This is a genomic window from Lelliottia jeotgali (assembly GCF_977070485.1).
On record NZ_CDRVFO010000011.1, the window covers coordinates 53,783 to 74,618 of the forward strand.

Sequence of the window (20,836 nt, forward strand, 5' to 3'; positions counted from 1 at the left end):
TGCCAGCAATGAGGACGAAGATGGCCTCAGATAGGGTTCGGGCAATCGATGAACAGGTGCTCCAGGGCAAAGCGCCGCGCCAGATAGTCGCCCAGCGCCTGCACACCATAACGCTCGGTGGCATGATGCCCGGCGGCAATGAAGCTCACACCATTCTCGCGGGCACTGTGGTAGGTCTGCTCGGACGCCTCACCACTGATGAACAAGTCCACCCCGGCAGCAATCGCCGTATCGATGTAGCCCTGACCACCGCCCGTACACCAGCCGACGCGACGGATCACCTGGTCACCTTCGACCAGCAGCGGCTCACGCCCCATGACCTCCTGCACACGGCGGGCGAAATCGCGCGCCGTCACAGGCTCGGCCAGCGAGCCGACCAGCCCCACCACCTTCGGGTCGCTTGGGTCCAGCGGCCCTTCGACAGTGATATCCAGCTGGCGGGCCAGTTGCACGTTGTTGCCGACCTCAGGGTGCACATCCAGCGGCAAGTGGAAGGCCAGCAGGCTGATGTCGTGCTTGAGCAGGGTTTTCAAGCGCCGCTGCTTGATCCCGGTAATGCACGGGTTCTCGCCCTTCCAGAAATAACCGTGGTGCACCAGCACCAGGTCGGCCTGTGCCTCGACCGCCGCATCCAGCAATGCCTGGCTGGCGGTGACGCCGCTGACGATGCGGCTGACCTGCGGGCGGCCTTCGACCTGCAGGCCGTTGGGGCAGTAATCCTGGATTTTCGCGCTACCCAGGTAACGCTCGGCTTCTTCAACCAGGGTGTCAAGGGCGACGGCCATGGAAAATCTCCTCGAAATCTGCACGTTCAACGGGAACAACGCCCGTATAATGGCCGCCATTATGGGCCGTCGGCGGCGTTGGGGAAACCGGTGTATGATCGCGCGCGTTCGCGCCCCGCCGCGCCACCATGGCCCTCGCCCACTCCCAGGATTCGTTCATGTTCAAGGCTTTGCGTTATTTTGGCTGGCCCCTGCTTACCGGCATACTGATCGCCATGCTGATCATCCAGCGCTTCCCGCAGTGGGTCGGCCTGCCCAGCCAGGATGTAAACCTGCAACAAGCGCCACAGACCACGCAGATCATGCAAGGCCCGGTGTCCTATGCCGATGCCGTCACGCTCGCCGCCCCTGCCGTAGTCAACCTGTACACCACCAAGGTGGTTAACAAGAGCGCCCACCCGCTGTTCGAAGACCCGCAGTTCCGCCGCTTCTTCGGCGACAACCTGCCCAAGCAACGGCGCTGGGAGTCGAGCTTGGGCTCGGCGGTGATCATGAGCCCCGAGGGCTATCTGCTGACCAACAACCACGTCACCAGCGGCGCCGACCAGATCGTCGTGGCGCTCAAAGACGGCCGCGAAACCTTGGCACGTGTGATCGGCAGCGACCCAGAAACCGATCTGGCGGTATTGAAGATCGACCTCAAGAACCTGCCGGCCATCACCATCGGCCGCTCCGACACCATCCACATCGGTGACGTCACCTTGGCCATCGGCAACCCCTTCGGCGTCGGCCAGACCGTTACCATGGGCATCATCAGCGCCACTGGCCGCAACCAGCTGGGCCTGAACAACTACGAAGACTTCATCCAGACCGACGCCGCAATCAACCCGGGCAACTCCGGCGGCGCGCTGGTCGATGCCAGCGGCAACCTGGTCGGCATCAATACGGCGATCTTCTCCAAATCGGGCGGTTCGCAGGGCATCGGCTTCGCCATACCGGTCAAACTGGCGCTGGAAGTGATGAAGTCGATCGTCGAGCATGGCCAGGTGATTCGTGGCTGGCTGGGTATCGAAGTTCAGCCGCTGAGCCAGGAACTGGCCGAATCGTTCGGCATGCAAGGGCGCCCCGGCATCGTTGTGGCGGGCATTTTCCGCGATGGCCCGGCGCAGAAGGCCGGGTTGCAACTGGGTGACGTGATCCTGAGCATCAATGGCGAGCCGGCCGGTGACGGGCGCAAGTCGATGAACCAGGTGGCGCGGATCAAGCCCAACGAGAAGATCACCATCGAGGTGATGCGCAACGGGCAGCAGTTGAAACTGATCGCCGAAGTGGGGCTACGGCCGCCGCCTGCGCCGGCTGCGACTCAGGAAGAGAAGTAAGGCTTCAAGATCCGGGGCTGCTTTGCAGCCCTTTCGCGACACAAGGCCGCTCCTACAGGCAAAACGCGTACCCCTGCAGGAGCGGCCCTGTGCCCCGCATCAGTGCAGGATCTGGCTGAGGAACAACTTGGTCCGGTCACTGCGCGGCCGGTCGAAGAAATCATCCGGCGCAGCCTGCTCCACGATCTCCCCCTTATCCATGAAGATCACCCGGTTCGCCACGGTTCGGGCAAAGCCCATTTCGTGGGTCACGCAGAGCATGGTCATGCCGTCCTCGGCTAGGCCAACCATGGTATCGAGCACTTCCTTGACCATTTCCGGGTCGAGCGCCGACGTCGGCTCGTCGAACAGCATGATCTTCGGCTTCATGCACAGCGCCCGGGCAATCGCCACGCGCTGCTGCTGGCCACCGGACAACTGCCCCGGGTACTTGTGCGCCTGCTCCGGGATGCGTACCCGCTCCAGATAGTGCATGGCGATTTCCTCGGCCTTGCGCCGCGGCATCTTGCGTACCCACATGGGCGCCAGGGTGCAGTTTTCAAGGATGGTCAGGTGCGGGAACAGGTTGAAGTGCTGGAATACCATGCCCACCTCACGGCGAATCGCCTCGATCTGTTTGAGATCGTTGGTCAGCTCCACACCATCAACCACGATGCGCCCCTGCTGGTGTTCTTCCAGACGGTTGAGACAGCGGATGGTGGTGGACTTGCCCGAACCGGACGGCCCGCACAGCACGATACGCTCACCCTGGCGCACGTTCAGGTTGATGTCCTTCAGTACATGGAACTGGCCGTACCACTTGTTGACGCCCTGCATCTGGATGATGCCTTCGGGGCCGGCAGGCTGCTTGATCGCTTCACTCATTTCGAAACTCCTAACGCTTGTGGCCAGTGTCCAGCTTGCGCTCCAGGTGCATGGAGTAGCGGGACATACCGAAACAGAAGATCCAGAACACCAGGGCAGCGAACACATAGCCCTCGGTGGCCATGCCCAGCCAGGCCGGGTCGGCGGCAGCCTGCTTGACGCTGTTGAGCAGGTCGAACAGGCCGATGATGATCACCAGACTGGTGTCCTTGAACAGCGCGATAAAGGTGTTGACGATGCCGGGGATCACCAGCTTCAAGGCCTGCGGCAGAATCACCAGGCCCATCGAACGCCAGTAGCCCAGCCCCATCGCGGCAGCGGCTTCATACTGCCCCTTGGGAATGGCCTGCAGGCCGCCGCGCACCACCTCGGCGATGTACGCCGACTGGAACAGGATCACGCCGATCATTGCCCGCAGCAGCTTGTCGAAGCTCATGCCTTCGGGCAGGAACAACGGCAGCATCACCGACGACATGAACAGCACGGTGATCAACGGCACGCCACGCCAGAACTCGATGAAGGTCACGCAGACCACCTTCACCGCAGGCATGTTTGAACGCCGCCCCAGGGCCAGCAATATGCCCAGCGGCAAGGCGCCCACGATACCCACCGTGGCGATCACCAAGGTCAGCATCAGCCCGCCCCACTGGCTGGTCGGCACGCTTTCCAGGCCTAGATAGCCGCCATGCAGCAGCGTGTAGGCCAGGAACGGGTACACCACCAGAAAGCCCAGGCCGTAAACGGCCTTGCGCGGGAAGCGCTTGATGAACAGCGGCGCAGCGCCAAGCACGGCAAGCCATACGGTCAGGTCCACGCGCCAGCGCAACTCGGCTGGGTAATAGCCGTACATGAACTGGCCAAAGCGCTGCTGGATGAACACCCAGCAGGCACCTTCCTTGGTGCAGTCGGCGCGGGTGGTGCCAACCCAGTTGGCGTCGATCAACGCCCACTGCAACAGCGGCGGCACGATCAGCCATACCAGGTACACGGCGAACAGGGTCAACAGGGTGTTGAGCCAGCTGGAGAACAGGTTTGCACGCATCCATGCGAGCACGCCGACGGTCTTGACCGGTGGCGGCATGTCAGGTTTGAAAACATGAGCATTCACGGGCGTATCCTCACCGCTCGATCAGCGCAATGCGCTTGTTGTACCAGTTCATCAGCAGCGAAATGCTGATGCTGATGGCGAGATAGACACTCATGGTGATGGCGATCACCTCGATGGCCTGGCCGGTCTGGTTGAGCACGGTACCGGCGAACAGCGAGACCATCTCCGGGTAGCCGATACCGGCCGCCAGCGACGAGTTCTTCGCCAGGTTCAGGTACTGGCTGGTCAGCGGCGGAATGATCACCCGCAGAGCCTGGGGGATGATCACCTTGCGCAGCGTCGGGCCTTCGCGCAGCCCGAGCGAACGGGCGGCTTCGGTCTGGCCATGGCTGACCGAACGGATGCCCGAACGCACGATTTCGGCGATGAACGCGGCGGTATAGATGGTCAGCGCCAAGGTCAGCGCAAGCAGTTCCGGGATAAGTACCCAGCCGCCAACGAAGTTGAAACCTTTGAGCTGTGGGACTTCCCAGTGCACAGGGCTGCCGAACAGCACCGCACAGAGGCCTGGAATCACCACCAACAGGGCAAGCCCTGCCCAGAACTTGTGGAACGGCTCGCCGGTTTCGTTGAAGCGTTTGTTGGCGTAACGCACCATCGCCATGATTGCCACGATAGCCAGGACCACGGCAGCGACGAAAGGCCAGAAGCCTTCGGCCATGGTGGCGCCGGGCATGTTCAGGCCACGATTGCTGATGAAGAAGGCATCGTCGAAGCTGATGCTGCCCCGTGGCCCCGGCAGGGTCAGGAACACGGCGAAATACCAGAAGAGGATCTGCAGCAGCGGCGGGATGTTGCGGAACGTCTCGACATACACGGTCGCCAGCTTGTTGATCATCCAGTTAGGTGACAGGCGAGCCACACCGATGATGAACCCCAGTATCGTTGCCAGGATAACGCCGATGAAGGTGACCAGCAGGGTATTGAGCAAGCCGATCACGAACACCCGCGCGTAGCTGTCGGACTCCACATAGGGAATCAGATGCTGGGCGATGCCGAAGCCGGCGCTGCGGTCGAGGAAGTCGAAACCGGACGTAATGCCCCGGTGTTGCAGGTTGGTTTGAGTATTGTGGAACAGGTACCAGCCCAGACCCACCACGAAGATGATCGTGAGAATCTGGAACAACCACGCGCGCACACGTGGATCGCTCAGGGTCAGCCCCTTTTGTGCGCCGATTCGATTTTGCATGAAGTGCCCCGGACAGTAGGGATTCGAACAGCCTGCGGCGGCGGAATGCCGCCGCAGGGTGCAGCCATCAGCGCACAGGTGGCGCGTACTGGATGCCGCCGTTGTTCCACAGGGCGTTCATGCCACGGTCGATCTTCAGGTCAGTGCTCTGGCCCAGGTTCTTCTCGAACACTTCACCATAGTTACCCACTTGCTTGACGATCTGCACTACCCAGTCCTTGGGCAGCTTCAGGTCCTTGCCATACTCACCGTCAGCGCCAAGCAGGCGGGCGGTGTCCGGGTTCTTGGTGGACTTGGCCTCGGCTTCGACGTTCTTCGAAGTGACGCCAGCCTCTTCGGCATTGAGCATGGCGAACAGGGTCCATTTGACGATGCTGAACCACTCCTCGTCGCCCTTGCGTACCACCGGGCCCAGCGGCTCCTTGGAGATGGTTTCCGGCAGTACCACGTAGTCGGTTGGACCGGCCAGTTTGGACCGCTGGGCGAACAACTGCGACTTGTCCGAGGTCAGCACGTCGCAACGGCCCGACTCCAGCGATTTGGCGCTCTCGTCGGAGGTATCGAAGGTGATCGGGGTGTACTTCAGGCCGTTGGCGCGGAAGTAGTCGGACACGTTCAGCTCGGTGGTGGTGCCTGCCTGGATGCAGATGGTCGCGCCATCGAGCTCCTTGGCACTGGAAACACCCAGCTTCTTGTTGACCAGGAAGCCGACGCCGTCATAGTAAGTGACGCCTGCGAACACCAGGCCCATGCCGGCATCGCGCGAGCTGGTCCAGGTGGTGTTGCGCGACAGCACGTCGACTTCGCCGGACTGCAGCGCAGTGAAGCGCTCCTTGGCGTTGAGCTGGCTGAACTTGACCTTGGTGGCATCGCCGAACACGGCGGCGGCCACGGCGCGGCAGACATCAGCGTCGATACCGACGATCTTGCCCTGCGCATCAGGTACCGAGAAGCCTGGAAGACCGTCGCTCACGCCACACTGGACGAAGCCCTTCTTCTTGACCGCATCGAGGGTGGCGCCGGCCTGGGCAGTGCTCACGGCGCCCAGCGCGGCGGCAGCGGTGAGGACTGCCAGGGTGGTTTTCAACATCTTCATTCACAACCTCCAAATCGCTCTTGTTGTACGAGCCGGAATTGCACCGCACCCTTATGAGGCGCATCCGACCCTTGTTGGCTTGTTATTGGGTCAATGGCGCAATGGGCTGTTCTATGACAGCCTTCGCGTGGCAAGGGTGTTACCGTACCGGCCCGACCCTTGCATCGAAGGTTTCATAGCAAGGGGCGTACCACAGTTGGCGGCTAAAGCGTTTAAGCGCTCGTCAAGTAGGGAAAGTTGTATCGTTGCGACATTCTTTTTCCGACAATCATTTCCAGCGCCTTCTTTTTGCGCATGCCTTCATACGATTCGCACACTTTCGGAGCAGTCATGACCCACCCGTTGATTCTCGAACCCCAGAAAACCGCAGACGCCTGTGTGATCTGGTTGCACGGCCTGGGCGCCGACCGTTACGACTTCCTACCGGTTGCCGAATTCATGCAGGAGCGTCTGCTGAGCACGCGGTTCGTCATGCCGCAGGCGCCGACACGGCCCGTCACCATCAACGGCGGCTATGCCATGCCCAGTTGGTACGACATCAAGGCCATGACCCCGGCCCGCGCCATCGACGAAGCGCAGCTGGAGGAATCGGCTGACCAGATCATTGCCCTGATCGAGGCCCAGCGGGCCCAAGGCATCGACCTGACGCGGATCATCCTGGCCGGCTTCTCCCAGGGCGGTGCCGTGGTGCTGCACACCGCCTATATAAAGTGGCAAGAAGCACTGGGCGGTGTGATCGCACTGTCCACCTACGCACCGACCTTCAACGACAACCATCAGCTGAGCGCCTGTCAGCAACGCACCCCGGCCCTGTGCCTGCACGGGGTGCACGACCCAGTGGTGATCCCAGCCATGGGCCGCACCGCCTTCGAGTACCTGAACACCTGGGGCGTGGCCGCGCGGTGGCAGGAATACCCAATGGAGCACGAGGTGGTGGTGGCAGAGCTGAGCGATATCCACGACTGGCTGAGCAAGCAACTGCAATAGGCAGGCTCTCTTGTAGTTGTGGGCGCATTCCGCTACGCCGCGCCCAGATCTTGCATTACACTGCCCGGCGTACATTCCTTAATCAGTTGATGAGACGATCGTGCTCAAGGCACTCAAGAAAATATTCGGCAAGGGAGACGCGGCACCTCAGGCCGCCGCTCCTGCTGCCAGCATCACGCCGGCTGCGGCACCCGTGGCTCAGCCCGAGCCGCAGCCCTCCACGCCGCGCACCAAACCCGCCGCCAAGGCCCCGATGCCTGGCGCCGCGCCCGTAGCCGAGCAACCGGCCAAGGACAAACCGCGCCGCGAACGCAAGCCCAAACCCCAGGCCAGCCTGTGGAAGCCGGAAGATTTCGTGGTCGAGCCGCAAGAAGGCAAGACCCGCTTCCACGATTTCAAGCTCTCCAACGAGCTGATGCACGCCATCCATGACCTGGGGTTCCCTTACTGCACGCCGATTCAGGCTCAGGTATTGGGTTACACCCTGCGTGGCAAGGACGCCATCGGGCGCGCCCAGACCGGCACCGGCAAGACCGCCGCGTTCCTCATCTCGATCATTTCCCAGCTGCAGCAGACGCCGCCGCCCAAAGAGCGCTACATGGGCGAGCCCCGTGCACTGATCATCGCGCCAACCCGCGAGCTGGTGGTCCAGATCGCCAAGGACGCCGCCGCGCTGACCAAATACACCGGCCTGAACGTCATGACCTTCGTCGGCGGCATGGACTTCGACAAGCAGCTCAAGACGCTCGAAGCACGCCATTGCGACATCCTGGTGGCTACCCCAGGCCGCCTGCTGGACTTCAACCAGCGCGGCGATGTGCACCTGGACATGGTCGAGGTGATGGTGCTGGACGAAGCCGACCGTATGCTCGACATGGGCTTCATCCCGCAGGTGCGGCAGATCATCCGCCAGACCCCGCCCAAGAGCGAGCGCCAGACCCTGCTGTTCTCTGCCACCTTCACCGACGATGTGATGAACCTGGCCAAGCAGTGGACTACCGACCCTGCGATCGTCGAGATCGAGCCGGAGAATGTCGCCAGCGAAACCGTCGAACAGCATGTGTTCGCAGTGGCGGGCAGCGACAAGTACAAGCTGCTGTACAACCTGGTCACCCAGAACAAGTGGGAACGGGTGATGGTGTTCGCCAACCGCAAGGACGAAGTGCGGCGTATCGAGGAAAAACTGGTACGCGACGGTATCAATGCCGCCCAGCTGTCGGGCGATGTGCCGCAGCACAAGCGCATACGTACCCTGGAAAGCTTCCGCGAAGGCCGGATTACCGTGCTGGTTGCCACCGACGTGGCGGGGCGAGGCATTCACATCGACGGCATCAGCCATGTGATCAACTTCACCCTGCCGGAAGACCCGGATGACTACGTGCACCGCATCGGTCGTACGGGCCGTGCCGGCACCAGTGGCGTGTCGATCAGCTTTGCCGGCGAGGATGACTCCTACCAGTTGCCGGCGATCGAAGAGTTGCTGGGGCGCAAGATCAAGTGCGAGATGCCACCGGATGAGCTGCTCACGCCGGTGCCGCGCAAACACCATTGATGCGGGGCTGCTTTGCAGCCCACGCGCCGCAGTTGGTCGCGACGCGAGCTGCACTGAGTCTTGCATCGGATTTACCGGCCCTATCGCCGGCAAGCCGGCTCCCACAGGTACCCCGCTGCTCTCAAGCTCAGCGCAAACCCAGTGGGAGCCGGCTTGCCGGCGATCCGGGGCAAAGCCCCGGCCAATCGATCAGACCTTACCAGCGCCCCGCCGCATCCTGATCACTCTGCCTGCCTTCGACCCAGCGCGGGCCCTCCTGGGTATTCTCCTTCTTCCAGAACGGCGCACGGGTCTTCAGGTAGTCCATGATGAAATTGCAGGCATCGAAAGCCGCCTGCCGATGGGCACTGGCCACACCGACGAACACGATCGGTTCCCCCGGCTCCAGCGCACCAATGCGATGCAGCACTTCAACCTTCAGCAACGGCCAGCGCTGCTCGGCCTCGACCACGATCTTCGCCAAAGCCTTCTCGGTCATGCCAGGGTAATGCTCCAGGAACATCCCGGCTACGTCCCGGCCATCATTGAAATCGCGCACGTAACCAACGAACCCGACCACCGCGCCCACGCCGACATTGGCGGCATGCATGGCATTGACCTCGAACCCGGGGTCGAACGCGCCATCCTGCACTCGCACTGCCATGCTCAGCCTCCGGTCACCGGTGGGAAGAACGCCACCTCATCGCCCGCTTCCAGCGGCTCATCGAGCCTGCACAGCTCTTCGTTGCGCGCGCACATCAGGTTCTGCTCGGCCAGCACCTGGTACTGCCCACCCTTGGCCACCAGGGCCTGGCGCACATCGTCGAGCACCTTGAAGTCACCTTCCAGGCGCTCGGCATCCACACCGAGCAACTCGCGGTAACGGGCGAAATACATCACTTTCACGTTCATCACGCATCCACCTTGTAGTGGCCACTCTTGCCACCGAGCTTTTCCAGCAGGCGCACCTGCTCGATGACCATACCCTTGTCCACGGCCTTGCACATGTCATAGATCGTCAGCGCCGCGACGCTGGCAGCGGTCAAAGCTTCCATCTCCACGCCGGTCTGTCCGGCCAGCTTGCAACGCGCGACGATGCGCACCGCATCCGCGCCCTCGGCACTCAGCTCGACCTTGACGCTGGTGAGCATCAGCGGATGGCACAGCGGGATCAGGTCGCTGGTCTTCTTCGCCGCCTGAATGCCGGCGATACGCGCCACGGCGAACACATCGCCCTTGGGGTGCTCACCCTCGACGATCATCTGCAAGGTCTGCGGCAACATCCGCACGCGCGCCTCAGCGGTGGCTTCGCGCTCGGTCACGGCCTTTTCAGTGACGTCGACCATGTTGGCCCGCCCCTGGGAATCAAGATGTGTCAGCACTGCTCTGCTCCTGTGAAGGGAACACAGAGTGTAAACCTGTGGGTCAGGTTTGAGCAGTGGAAAAAAACGGGCGGCGCACCGCCCGGTTCGAGAGGTTACAGATGCGACTCGGCGTACTCGGCCAGCACCGAGCGCGGCACACCTTGCAGGGTGATGTGCACGCCATGGGGGAAGTCCTTGAAGCGTTCGGTCAGGTAGGTCAGGCCCGAACTGGTCGCGGACAGGTAGGGGGTGTCGATCTGCGCCAGGTTGCCCAGGCAGACCACCTTGGAACCGGAGCCGGCACGGGTGATGATGGTTTTCATCTGGTGCGGCGTCAGGTTCTGGCACTCGTCGATCAGGATCAGGCTCTGCTGGAAGCTGCGGCCCCGGATGTAGTTCAGCGATTTGAACTGTAGCGGGACCCGCTCGAGGATGTACTCGACACTGCCGTGGGTGCTCTCGTCATCCATGTGCAACGCTTCGAGGTTATCGGTGATCGCACCCAGCCAAGGCTCCATTTTCTCGGCTTCAGTCCCCGGCAGGAAACCGATTTCCTGGTCCAGCCCCTGCACGCTGCGAGTGGCGATGATACGGCGGTAACGCTTGCTGACCATGGTCTGCTCGATGGCCGCCGCCAACGCCAGGATGGTTTTGCCAGAGCCGGCGGCGCCGGTCAGGTTGACCAGGTGGATATCCGGGTCGAGCAACGCGAACAGCGCCAGGCTTTGATGGATATCCCGCGGTTTGAGGCCCCAGGCCTCCTGGTGCAACAGTGGCTCCTGGTGCAGATCGAGCAGCAGCAGTTCATCTTCGCGGATGCCCTTGATCCAGCCGACGAACCCTTGCTCATCGATGATGAACTCGTTGACATGAACTGCTGGCAGGTTGTCGATCAATTGCACGCGATGCCAGGTTCGGCCCCGCTCCTGACGGGTATCGACCTTGCTGACACGGTCCCAGAACGAACCGGTAACCGAGTGGTAGCCCTTGGAAAGCAGCGACACGTCATCGACCAGTTGGTCAGTGCTGTAATCTTCGGCCGCGATACCGCAGGCCCGCGCCTTCAGGCGCATGTTGATGTCTTTGGTTACCAGCACCACGTCCAGGTCGGCACGTTTGGCCCGAAGTTCCAGCAACTGGTTGATGATGATGTTGTCGTTGAGGTTCTCCGGCAGCAGCCGGTTGGGTTCGTTGCGCGGGCTCATCAGGATCGAAAGGAAGCCCTTGGGCCCGCTCTTGCCGCGCTGTATGGGTACGCCCTGCTCGACATCGCTAGGCGATGCGTCACCGAGGGTCTGGTCGATCAGGCGGATGGCCTGGCGACATTCGGCGGCGATGGTCTGTTTACCGGTCTTGAGCTTGTCGAGTTCCTCCAGCACCGTCATCGGAAGGGCGACGTGGTGCTCCTCGAAGTTGAGAAGTGCGTTGGGGTCGTGAATCAGGACGTTGGTATCGAGCACATAGAGGATTGGCTTGCTGGAGGAAGGGTTGCGTCCTTGGTCATCCATACTCGGTCACCTTATGTCGAAGCCACACGGCGCGGTCTGCTGCGCCGCAGAGTGACTGCCGTTCTCCCCGTATCCGCGTTGCTACGGGCGGGAAGTGAACCTGGCAAGGTGGGCTCGGATGACGCCACCTGTGCTGCAGGAATCGGCTGTCTGGTTTCTTCATACCGCAAAAAGCATGACTAAAAAAAGCATTTTTACGTGTTGGTGAAGTTTATTTTTCCGATTGACGAACAGGACTTGGCGATGGACCCAGACGGGACTACAGTCAGAAGTCAGACCCGTTATTCCTGATAGCCGTATTCACGGCAATCCTCCCAGCCAATGCCGCTTTGCGCGGTATGTTCCAGCAACCATTGCACCGCCGGCTGCGCTTTGGGCAGGCTGTCATGGAACTGGATCACGCCCTTGCGCCACAGCAGCATCAAGGTCACCACCCGCTGGGCCGAAGCTTGGGCTGTCAACGGGCCGTCATCCTGTGCATCGATATCCCACAGCGACACCCGCAACTGCTGGCTGGCCATGAATGCCTCGCCATCGGCGCGGCGCTGACCATAGGGGGGGCGGAACAACGGCACATACTGCTCAGGCAGGTCGGCCTGGACCCGCGCTTGGCTGCGCCTGAGCGAATCCTGCCAGCCATTCCACTGGGCATGCGAGCGATACTCCCACCCCTGAAGCCCCACGCACTGGCCATCATAGAGCTGCGCCAGCGCATTGGCCGCTCCAGCGTCACGGCGCTGCTGCAAGCGGTTGCCCAATACAAAGAAGGTGCCCTGCATCTTCTGTTTGCGCAGGTAAGCGGTCAGCATGTCGGTCGTGCTGCCCTGGGGGCCGGGGCCACCCACGAAGGTCAGCAGGAACATGCGGTCGTTCAGCTCATCGCCGCTGCGCTCACGATCGGACAGGCGTTCGACCTCGCTGGTGATCTGCGGCAACAGCGCCGCCTTGCGCAACTGCTCATCCAGGTAGCGCACATGGAACTGGTGGCTTGGTTCGACCCAACCGGTATAGAAGGTGCCGACATCGGTAGCGAACGTCGCAGCCCTTGTGCGCAAATCGGCCATGGACTCCACCACGTAGCAGAACGAGGCATCCTGCTCGCAGCTGCGCTGGGCCTGCTGGTAGCCCTGCCACAAACGCTGCCACATGCGCGCACGCAGCGCCCGGACTTTCTGCAGGTTGATCTGCCGCAACCCAAGGCGCGCGGCCAGCGCCCCATCGTCGAGCAGCTCACTTTCGTGCAGCACCTGGGCAAACGACAGGATCTCTGCGCGCGAGGCGACATCGAACAATGCTGGGCTGTCCAACTGTTCGGGCCACAGGCTGCGGTCCAGGCTGGCGGGGGGGATAGGGGCGGCTTGGGCGGCCAGGCTCAGGAGTGAGGCCAGCAAGGCACCGGCAATGCGCACGATCGGTCTCTCCGTCACAGCGAAACGCGCACTATAGCGCCTGCTCATCCGATGGTCTGTGACTATTGTCGCCATAGTTTGGCGTTCCCCCCTTCAATCCGTAGAATCCCCGGCAACGATTTCAGGAGCCGACCCGATGCTGACGGTGATTTCCCCCGCCAAGACCCTCGATTACGACACCCCACCGGTGACCGAGCGTTTTACACTGCCCCAGTACCTGGACGACTCACAGGAACTGATCGTGCAACTGCGTGAGCTGTCACCGGCGCAGATCAGCGAGCTGATGCACCTGTCGGACAAACTCGCCGGTCTCAACGCCGCCCGCTTTGGCAGCTGGACGCCAGACTTCACGCCGGCAAACGCCAAGCAGGCCCTGCTGGCCTTCAAGGGTGACGTGTATACCGGGCTGGACGCCGAAACCCTGAGCGAAGACGACTTCACCTACGCCCAGCAGCACCTGCGCATGCTTTCCGGCCTGTACGGCCTGCTGCGCCCGCTCGACCTGATGCAGCCTTACCGCCTGGAAATGGGTACCAAGCTGGCGAATGCTCGTGGCAAGGACCTGTACGCCTTCTGGGGCACGCGTATCAGCCAATGGCTGAACCAGGCACTGACCGAGCAGGGCGATGACCTGCTGTTGAACCTGGCCAGCAACGAGTATTTCAGCGCGGTGAAACGCAGCGCCCTGAAAGGCCGGGTAATCAACGTCGACTTCAAGGACCTGAAGAACGGTCAGTACAAGATCATCAGTTTCTACGCCAAGAAAGCCCGCGGCATGATGAGCCGCTTCGTGATCCAGGAACGGGTCAATGACCCGCAGCAGCTCAAGCAGTTCGATGTACAGGGCTACTACTACAGCGCCGAACAGTCCAAGCCCGATCACCTGGTGTTCTTGCGCGATCATCCGGCCGAGTGAGTGCCTGCACCACCGCCAAGCCCTGATCCCTGGATCTGTGACAACCTACCGGGCCGCACAGCGGCCCTTTACGGAATTTGCACATAACCCGCCGATAGCCCCAGCACCTCGACCCCCTGCGCTACCGCGACACCTGCCGTGACCGGTACCTTGCGCCCCTGTCGATCGCCCGTAACCCGGTAAACCACGTAAGCCTGCCCCGCCTCATCCAGCTGCAGCGCCTCTGCCGGTACCGCAATGCCCTGTTCCGTTCTGTGCGCGATCACTGTCAACTGCGCCGTCATCCCAAGGCGCAACAACGGTGTCGACGGCTCCCTCGGCATCTCCAAGGCCACCCGCACGTCGTACCAGGCCCCCTGCCCTTCATCGTTCCTGGCCTGAAGGGCAACGCGTTGCACCTGGCCGGCAAGTGGCTGACCGGCGATGATGACCTCGACCTCCAGCCCTTCGCGCAGCCTGTCCAGATCATGCTCCTGGACTGCGGCAAGCACCTGCAGCTGGCTCAGGTCGACCAGCGTCAGCAAAGGCGCCCCCTGGCTCACCTGCTGGCCCGGTTGCAGGTGCCGTGAGGCACCGCCACCGGCGTTGTCGGCACGCACCACCAAGGCCGCAAAAGGCGCCTTGACTATCCTGCGTTCACGCTGCGCCAGCCTGGCCTGCCAGCGGGCGTGGGTATTAGCCAGCTCCATCTGGGCAATGCGCAGCTCATCGACTTGCCCGCGTTCGCGCACCAGGTTCAGTTCCTGTTCGGCATCTCGCAGGGCCTCGCGCTGAGCGACTACCTGCTGCGCCAGGCCGTCGACCTCGATGCGGGCGACGATCCCCCGCTCGAACAGGCGCCGGGTGTCTGCCAGCGCGGCCTGGCTGGTTGCCAAAGCCGCCCGGGCACCGAGCATCGCGCGGCGCGCACGGGCCACCTGTGGCCCGGTTTGCCAACCCTGTAGCACGCGTAAGCTTGCCCGCGCCTTGAGCCATTCGGCCTCAGCCTGGCGTATCTGTACATCCAGTTGTGCGGTATCGAGCCTGAACAGTGGCTGATCTGGAGCCACCCGCTGCCCTGGCTCCACCTCCACTTCGGCGACCACCCCGTCGAATGGCGCAGCCTGGATCTGCTGGCGGACCGCCTGTACCCTGCCGACCAGGCCCACCCGGCTTTCCAGCCGCTGCGGCTCAACCCACAACCAGCGCGCCTCTACAACCTGTCCCTGGCTAGCAGGCCAGGCTTGCCACAGGAGCAACGCTGCCGACCACGCCAGCAGCCACAACAGCAACCGCCACCTAATCATTGAGCGCTACAGCCCAGCTTTCCAGCGTGGTACCCAGTGTCCGGTCGAGTTCAGCCTGGCCATTGAGGTAGGCAATTCTGGCATCCAGTTCGACGCTCTGTGCATGGCGCAAATCGCTTTCGAAGCTGAGCACCTGGAAATTGCTCGAGCGTCCGACGGCGAGCTTTTCCTGCTCTATCTCCAGTTTGCGCCGCGATAGCGCCAGCGCCCGTGCGGCAATTTCCAGCTGGCGCCAACGCACCTGGGAATCGCGCACTGCAGTCAACACATCGCGCTGGAGTTGCTGGCGCGCCTCGGCCAGGCTGACCTGCTGCCTTTCGACCGCCACACGGGCACGTACCTCGGCCTGACGCCGGCTCAGGTCTCCAAGCGGTATTTCCAGCTCCAGCCCTACATAGTGCTCCCAGCCGGCCTGGTTGCCAGGGCGCTGGCGCGTCTGGCTGGCCCCGCCGACCAGCGACACGTCCCACCATTGCTCATTGCGTGCCACCTGCAGCTCAATCAACGCCTGCTCACCCGTGATCACTTGCATCAGATACGCAGGCTGCAGCGCTTCGGCTTGGGTCAGTGCCTGCGCAGTATCGACCCGCAAGCGCTGGACGTGGGCCTTTTCCACTGCTCGCAAAGGGGTGGCTAGGTCCACTGCCAACACCTGGGCCAACGCCAACCGGCTTGCGTGGAGCTGATTACGGCTGCTTTCCAGCGCCAACTCCTGCCCAGCCACCTCGGCTTCGGCCTGAACCTTGTCGAATGCGGCCATGCGCCCGGCAGCGATCAGCGCCTGGTTCACCTCTACCAACTGCTGGGCCCGGGCCAGTGCCTGCTGGGCAATGTGCAACTGCTCTTGGGCGTGAAGCAGTTCGCGATATTGCAGGATGGTGCGCGTGATCACTTCAGCCACGCGGTCTTTGAGCACCAGCCGGTTGAGCTGCTCGGCCAGTAGCGCCTGGCGTAGCGGTGCACTGGCCACCTCGCGCCCGGCACCGCGCAGCAGCGGCTGTATCACCATCAGGTTGGCGCCATCGCGGTAATGTACGCCAGCCCTGTCGGCGCGTGTCTGGCCGTACGCCCAGTCCAGGCTCAGCCGTGTGCCGTAGGGCGTGAGCAGGCTCGCCGCCGGAGCGAGCTGGACTTCGCGGTAGTGGTCATCACTGTTGCGATTGCCAAGGTAGCGTGCCTTGAATGACAGCTGCGGGGCATAGTGATCACGCGCCACGCGCAGGTCGAATTTCTGCGCGATGCGCTCAAGATAAGCACTGCGGATGGCGCGGTTGTCGCGCAGGGCCAAGGCAACGGCATCGGCCAGCTCCAGCGATACCTCGGCACCCCCGCTGGCCGCCCAGGCAGTGGCCGACACCGCAAAGCCCTGGTCCGCACGAGGCGGCTGCAGCGGATCAGCAGCCAGTACGGCAACGCCCAGCAGCGCCGAGCACAGAAAAACGAGCCATCTAGTCATCGCGTAACGCCAATACAGGTTGCAGGTGCGCCGCAGCCAGCGCCGGTTGCAAGCCGAAGAACAGGCCGAGCGCCATCGCGCTGCCCATGCCCAGCGCTATCGATGACGCATCCAGCGCATAGCGCCAGCCTGACAGCAAGGCAAAGCCCCAGCTAGCCGCTAGCCCCACAAGTGTTCCGAGCAACGCTCCGCCACCCGCCAGCAAAAGCGCTTCGAGCAGGAACAACCAGGCAATATCGCGGGTGCGTGCGCCCAGCGCCAAGCGCACGCCGATCTCGCGACGGCGCTGCGCTACGCTCATCAGCATCACATTCATCACCCCGACCCCACCCAACAGCAATGCGATACCGGCAAACCCGGCGAGCACCCCCGTGAACATCCGTGACTGGTTGGCCATCCCTTCCAGCAGCTGCTGTGGCAGTTGCACGTCGACCTCGTAACCTGGCAATCGTGCAACCAGGTAGTCAGTCAGCGCCTGCGCCGTGCCAGTTAACACCGCGACATCATGCCCGCGTGCAAGCACCGTCCCCACCTCGGGCGCAGCGCCCAGGCGGCGCATACCCGGCAAGGGCATCAACAGAACATCGTCGACCTGTATTGGCAGCATCGGGTTGTAACCCCGCTGCGCAAGCACGCCAATCACCTCGAACAGGTAGCGGCCCGACTGCAGACGATCGCCCACACGCGCACCCAGTTGCCGGGCCAGTGTGGCCCCCAGCAACACGTGAGTGGTGTCATCGTCGTAGGCGGACAACAAGCGGCCCTGACTGGCTTGCAGGTCCAGCACTTGCGCCAGTTGCAGCGTGCTTGCGCCGACCAGGGTCTCATGGCGCTTGCTTGCCAATTGCACTGTGGCCACAGAAACCAGCAATGGCGCAGCGGCACGAATGGACGCTGGCAGTACTGACAGGTCCAGTGCCACTGGTGCTGCAACTTCAGCGGGGCGTTGCAGATTGGCGACCAGCAGTTCACTGCCCATGCCTCGATACAGCTGCCGAGCATGCTGCGTGGCGCTGTGGCCGATATTGAGCAAGGCCACCAGCGCAGCGCATCCCACAGCGATGCCGATCAGCGCCAGCCAGGCGCGGGGGCCCGCCTGACGCAAGCTGGCCAACGCCTCGCTCAAGCGCTGTGGCCACGAAGGGCCATAGGCCTCAGGCATCAAAGGCCCCACCGTTGCGCACCTCGATGCAACGGTCCATGCGCCGCGCCATGGCAGGGTCGTGGGTGACCATCAGCAAGGTCACGCCCCGCTCACGATTGAGCGCCAGTAACAGCGCTGCGATACCCTCGGCCGTGGCGCCATCGAGATTACCGGTCGGCTCATCGGCCAGCAGCAACGCAGGCTCTGTCACCAGCGCCCGGGCGATGGCGACCCGTTGCCGCTGGCCACCGGACAAGTCGGCAGGCAGATGCTGCGCCCGCTGACCTAGCCCGACCGCCTCCAGTTGCTGTTGCGCCGCCTGGCGTGCCGCTACCCGCCCGATGCCCCGGTAACTCAATGGCAAAGCGACGTTGTCCAGCGCAGTCAGGCGCGGCAGCAGGTTGAAGCTCTGGAAGATGAAACCCAGCAGGCGATTACGCATGATTGCCCGCTGGTCGGCGGTGGCGGCGGTCATGTCCCGGCCAGCCAGCACTACCTGGCCACGGCAAGGCTGGTCGAGCAGGCCGATCAGGTTGAGCAAGGTACTTTTGCCCGAGCCGGAAGGGCCGATGATGGCGCAGGTCTGGCCGCGGGGGATAGTGAGTGAGAGGTTGCGCAGTACCCGCTGACTGCCTAATAGGCGCGTGACGCCCTGAAGAGTAATGATCGGATTCATTCGTTGAGCTCCCCGCCGGGCAGCGCGTCACTCCGGGAGGCGAATGGTTTCACATCAGCGTCGTTCGCCGCTTTCCATTCCTTTGCAATCATATCAATCAAAGAAGCATTGAACTCAGGCCACTCTCCCCCATGAAGTTGCAACCTAGTCTCAGTTTCATAATTACCAAGTATTTGTGCCTCCTCAATGGGCGGAAGCGATCGGTAATGCGCAATGATTTCAGCTACGCCCTCATCTATGTGGCCCGTACGCTGACGTTCACTATCCATTTTTTGAGTAATGTACTGTGACCAAACACCCTCTCTATAACTTAATTCAAAGAAGGCCGCACGACGTTCATTTACGGTAAAATCCGTACCCTCGTCGTAGGCTATCAAACTCAATTGATCACGTGGGAGTTGCGCAAATGGGTTCTCGCCTCTGCCATTCGCAAAGGCGGTTGCCTGCCGAGCACGCGCAAGTAACTCGGGATCATCTGTGGTTGGTAGATAACTGTCATAAACAATTTTGCTAATCGTATAGCTGCCGCCTGACAGCCTGTCCAGGATGCGAGAAGCCAACGCTGCGAGCTCATCCCGGGAAAGCCGGTTATCGCGCTCATTGGCGCGCTGCGCAGCATTATTGAGGTGCTGGGCGAGCGTTGAAAGCTGGGTATTTTGAGTTGGCTGCTCAACATCTGCGCCCTGTTTTTTTGTAGATGCTGACACTTCAGCACCGGTTCGCGATGAAGCAGCCACCTCAGGCATGGAGGTGCTCCCGTTATTTTTTATTCCTTCCATCATGGTCTCCTATTCGCGAAAATAGCGCTTTGCACGCGAGCACGCACATGATCCGCTAAAACAGCGAAGTGCGTGCCGCGCGTAAACAGTCGCTTTACCTCATGGTGAATTCGACCGCCCATGAGTAGTCGGAGTTAGTTCGAGTGATCGTGGCAGTACACGTCGCGCCACCACTTGGGGTTGCTGTTTTAGTCCATTGAGGCTGCTTGATATTCCCCGGAAGTACTCGCATCTGGAAAGTAGTGCCGAAAGCACAAGTTTTCCTGCCCTGCGTGTAACGAACCATGGCGCCATTGACGTCAGGGCTAACTACCCGCTGAACATCAAACCGAGTCAAAGCTCCCGGTGCCACAGTCTGCGCTGGTCTGGGCTGAGCAATCTGGTAGGTACTGGTTTCGTTGGAAGTAACCATTTTGAAAACGGCATTCTCCACTCCCAGATTTTTAAACGTCACCTCAACGGGCGGCCCCGCCTGCGCCAGGCCGGCAGCAAGCAGCGATACGGTGGCAAGCACAATCTGCGATGTCTTTTTCATTAGCGTGATCTCGTCTCTTCCATGTGATTAAGGATGAGACGCCCCTGATGGCCAGTGGCCTCAGGCTGCCCAAGACGCTCCGTCGTTCATGGACAGCTCCGAATAGGGGCGTCCAAGGGGGTTAACGACCAGCCCCGGAAAAACCTTAGCTTTCGCATGGCTTTGAGTATTTCTGAATGTGATCCCGCACCACACTGAAGCAGACATCACTCAGCAGCTGCGCCAACAAACCAGCGCCAGAAAATCGGCATACGAGCCGTTATCGCAAACCGTCATAAGCCCATTCGTAGTTTTTTGACGAATTTTGAAAAAAATTTTTCGTTGCTGGCACAAAAATATCGCACCCGGATTTCGCCCTTTATATACAGGGGTGCGCCTGAGACGTGCTATCAGTTTGAAAGTATTCGCCATTGAAGAATTATTTAGAAATCTTTCATCGAGGCGAAACCCACCCAGGAACTTCTTCTGTGACGCATAGCTCATAGTGCCGTAACGAATTTCATGCCTGTGCGGTGTGAGAGATGACTTACAGATGACAAGCAGCCGCGAACCAATAGCGGCTCCGGAACTTTTAACAGATGCCACGGGTACTCCCGTAGGCCCTGCCCAGCAGGAGAGACGCGCCCCTAAAGAATCGTCCTAGTGTTTGATTTCAAAGGATTTTTCCACTTGAAAGAACAAGCACAGCAACGCGCCAAGTAGCGCTTTGCAATAAAGACGGCTGCATTTCAGGGCACGCCTATTAATTACTGGCCTTTGACTGCCAACTTTGAGTGCACAACTTTGTGCGCTCCGGATTTGTTCATGCCTGCGCTCGGTGAAGTGTGCATTCGCCATGGGATCCGTGCGCCCTAAAACTGTTGTTAATCAACCCGGTCCGGCTC

At 61.5% G+C, this 20,836-nt stretch carries 20 protein-coding genes; 4 read left to right on the top strand and 16 right to left on the bottom strand.

Annotation, left to right across the window (positions count from 1 at the left end):
• Positions 1-26: 26 nt before the first annotated feature.
• Positions 27-785 carry a Nif3-like dinuclear metal center hexameric protein gene (locus tag ACW4TB_RS17350; RefSeq protein ID WP_012312837.1) on the bottom strand — a complete coding sequence of 253 codons (759 nt, stop codon included), beginning with the start codon at positions 783-785 and terminating at the stop codon, positions 27-29.
• Between the two features lie 158 nt (positions 786-943).
• Between ACW4TB_RS17350 and algW the strand changes: the two genes are divergently transcribed.
• On the top strand, positions 944-2,104 hold the full coding sequence (gene algW / locus ACW4TB_RS17355; protein WP_012312836.1) for a Do family serine endopeptidase AlgW: 1,161 nt from the start codon (positions 944-946) through the stop codon (positions 2,102-2,104).
• Positions 2,105-2,203: 99 nt separating this feature from the next.
• Here algW and ACW4TB_RS17360 read toward each other — a convergent pair whose 3' ends face one another.
• From ACW4TB_RS17360 to ACW4TB_RS17375, 4 genes are all read right to left on the bottom strand, one after another.
• Positions 2,204-2,968: an amino acid ABC transporter ATP-binding protein gene (locus ACW4TB_RS17360; RefSeq protein ID WP_012312835.1), complete on the bottom strand. Its 765-nt coding sequence runs from the start codon at positions 2,966-2,968 to the stop codon at positions 2,204-2,206.
• 10 nt (positions 2,969-2,978) lie between these two features.
• On the bottom strand, positions 2,979-4,049 hold the full coding sequence (locus ACW4TB_RS17365) for an amino acid ABC transporter permease (RefSeq protein ID WP_217433461.1): 1,071 nt from the start codon (positions 4,047-4,049) through the stop codon (positions 2,979-2,981).
• Positions 4,050-4,086: 37 nt separating this feature from the next.
• Positions 4,087-5,265: an amino acid ABC transporter permease gene (locus tag ACW4TB_RS17370; RefSeq protein WP_279931791.1), complete on the bottom strand. Its 1,179-nt coding sequence runs from the start codon at positions 5,263-5,265 to the stop codon at positions 4,087-4,089.
• A 67-nt stretch (positions 5,266-5,332) separates the two neighbouring features.
• Positions 5,333-6,361, bottom strand: a complete 1,029-nt coding sequence (locus tag ACW4TB_RS17375; protein ID WP_012312832.1) for an amino acid ABC transporter substrate-binding protein — start codon at positions 6,359-6,361, stop codon at positions 5,333-5,335.
• 330 nt (positions 6,362-6,691) lie between these two features.
• Here ACW4TB_RS17375 and ACW4TB_RS17380 point away from each other — a divergent pair, with 330 nt between their 5' ends.
• Together ACW4TB_RS17380 and rhlB are read left to right on the top strand one after the other, a co-directional pair.
• On the top strand, positions 6,692-7,348 hold the full coding sequence (locus ACW4TB_RS17380; RefSeq protein ID WP_012312831.1) for an alpha/beta hydrolase: 657 nt from the start codon (positions 6,692-6,694) through the stop codon (positions 7,346-7,348).
• A 100-nt stretch (positions 7,349-7,448) separates the two neighbouring features.
• The gene (gene rhlB, locus ACW4TB_RS17385; protein WP_279931794.1) at positions 7,449-8,900 is read left to right on the top strand and encodes an ATP-dependent RNA helicase RhlB; all 1,452 of its coding nucleotides are present in this window, start codon (positions 7,449-7,451) and stop codon (positions 8,898-8,900) included.
• A 196-nt stretch (positions 8,901-9,096) separates the two neighbouring features.
• Here the strand turns inward: rhlB and moaE are convergent, their stop codons facing one another.
• The 5 genes from moaE to ACW4TB_RS17410 all read right to left on the bottom strand — a co-directional run bounded on the left by moaE (position 9,097) and on the right by ACW4TB_RS17410 (position 13,208).
• A complete protein-coding gene (moaE, locus tag ACW4TB_RS17390) occupies positions 9,097-9,549 on the bottom strand; it encodes a molybdopterin synthase catalytic subunit MoaE (RefSeq protein WP_455843039.1) in 453 nt (150 codons plus the stop codon).
• A complete protein-coding gene (gene moaD / locus ACW4TB_RS17395; protein ID WP_012312828.1) occupies positions 9,546-9,791 on the bottom strand; it encodes a molybdopterin converting factor subunit 1 in 246 nt (81 codons plus the stop codon). The genes moaE and moaD overlap by 4 nt, the downstream gene beginning before the upstream one ends.
• On the bottom strand, positions 9,791-10,261 hold the full coding sequence (moaC, locus tag ACW4TB_RS17400; protein ID WP_279931800.1) for a cyclic pyranopterin monophosphate synthase MoaC: 471 nt from the start codon (positions 10,259-10,261) through the stop codon (positions 9,791-9,793). The genes moaD and moaC overlap by 1 nt, the downstream gene beginning before the upstream one ends.
• A 95-nt stretch (positions 10,262-10,356) precedes the next feature.
• Positions 10,357-11,751, bottom strand: a complete 1,395-nt coding sequence (locus tag ACW4TB_RS17405; RefSeq protein WP_039602532.1) for a PhoH family protein — start codon at positions 11,749-11,751, stop codon at positions 10,357-10,359.
• A gap of 281 nt (positions 11,752-12,032) precedes the next feature.
• Positions 12,033-13,208, bottom strand: a complete 1,176-nt coding sequence (locus tag ACW4TB_RS17410; RefSeq protein WP_455843030.1) for a polysaccharide deacetylase family protein — start codon at positions 13,206-13,208, stop codon at positions 12,033-12,035.
• An 88-nt stretch (positions 13,209-13,296) separates the two neighbouring features.
• Between ACW4TB_RS17410 and yaaA the strand changes: the two genes are divergently transcribed.
• Positions 13,297-14,076, top strand: coding sequence for a peroxide stress protein YaaA (gene yaaA, locus ACW4TB_RS17415; RefSeq protein ID WP_012312824.1), 780 nt, complete (start codon positions 13,297-13,299; stop codon positions 14,074-14,076).
• Between the two features lie 68 nt (positions 14,077-14,144).
• Here the strand turns inward: yaaA and ACW4TB_RS17420 are convergent, their stop codons facing one another.
• The 6 genes from ACW4TB_RS17420 to ACW4TB_RS17445 form a co-directional block, all read right to left on the bottom strand.
• Positions 14,145-15,362: an efflux RND transporter periplasmic adaptor subunit gene (locus tag ACW4TB_RS17420; protein WP_279931804.1), complete on the bottom strand. Its 1,218-nt coding sequence runs from the start codon at positions 15,360-15,362 to the stop codon at positions 14,145-14,147.
• Positions 15,355-16,818: a TolC family protein gene (locus tag ACW4TB_RS17425; protein WP_012312822.1), complete on the bottom strand. Its 1,464-nt coding sequence runs from the start codon at positions 16,816-16,818 to the stop codon at positions 15,355-15,357. Before ACW4TB_RS17425 ends, ACW4TB_RS17420 begins: the two co-directional genes overlap by 8 nt.
• On the bottom strand, positions 16,811-17,980 hold the full coding sequence (locus ACW4TB_RS17430) for an ABC transporter permease (protein ID WP_455828439.1): 1,170 nt from the start codon (positions 17,978-17,980) through the stop codon (positions 16,811-16,813). The genes ACW4TB_RS17425 and ACW4TB_RS17430 overlap by 8 nt, the downstream gene beginning before the upstream one ends.
• Positions 17,973-18,638 (bottom strand): ABC transporter ATP-binding protein, encoded by a 666-nt coding sequence (locus ACW4TB_RS17435; protein ID WP_279931806.1) that lies wholly within the window; start codon positions 18,636-18,638, stop codon positions 17,973-17,975. Before ACW4TB_RS17435 ends, ACW4TB_RS17430 begins: the two co-directional genes overlap by 8 nt.
• The gene (locus ACW4TB_RS17440) at positions 18,635-19,384 is read right to left on the bottom strand and encodes a hypothetical protein (protein ID WP_279931807.1); all 750 of its coding nucleotides are present in this window, start codon (positions 19,382-19,384) and stop codon (positions 18,635-18,637) included. The genes ACW4TB_RS17435 and ACW4TB_RS17440 overlap by 4 nt, the downstream gene beginning before the upstream one ends.
• Positions 19,385-19,511: 127 nt before the next feature.
• Positions 19,512-19,952, bottom strand: a complete 441-nt coding sequence (locus tag ACW4TB_RS17445) for a hypothetical protein (RefSeq protein ID WP_279931808.1) — start codon at positions 19,950-19,952, stop codon at positions 19,512-19,514.
• Positions 19,953-20,836 lie beyond the last annotated feature (884 nt).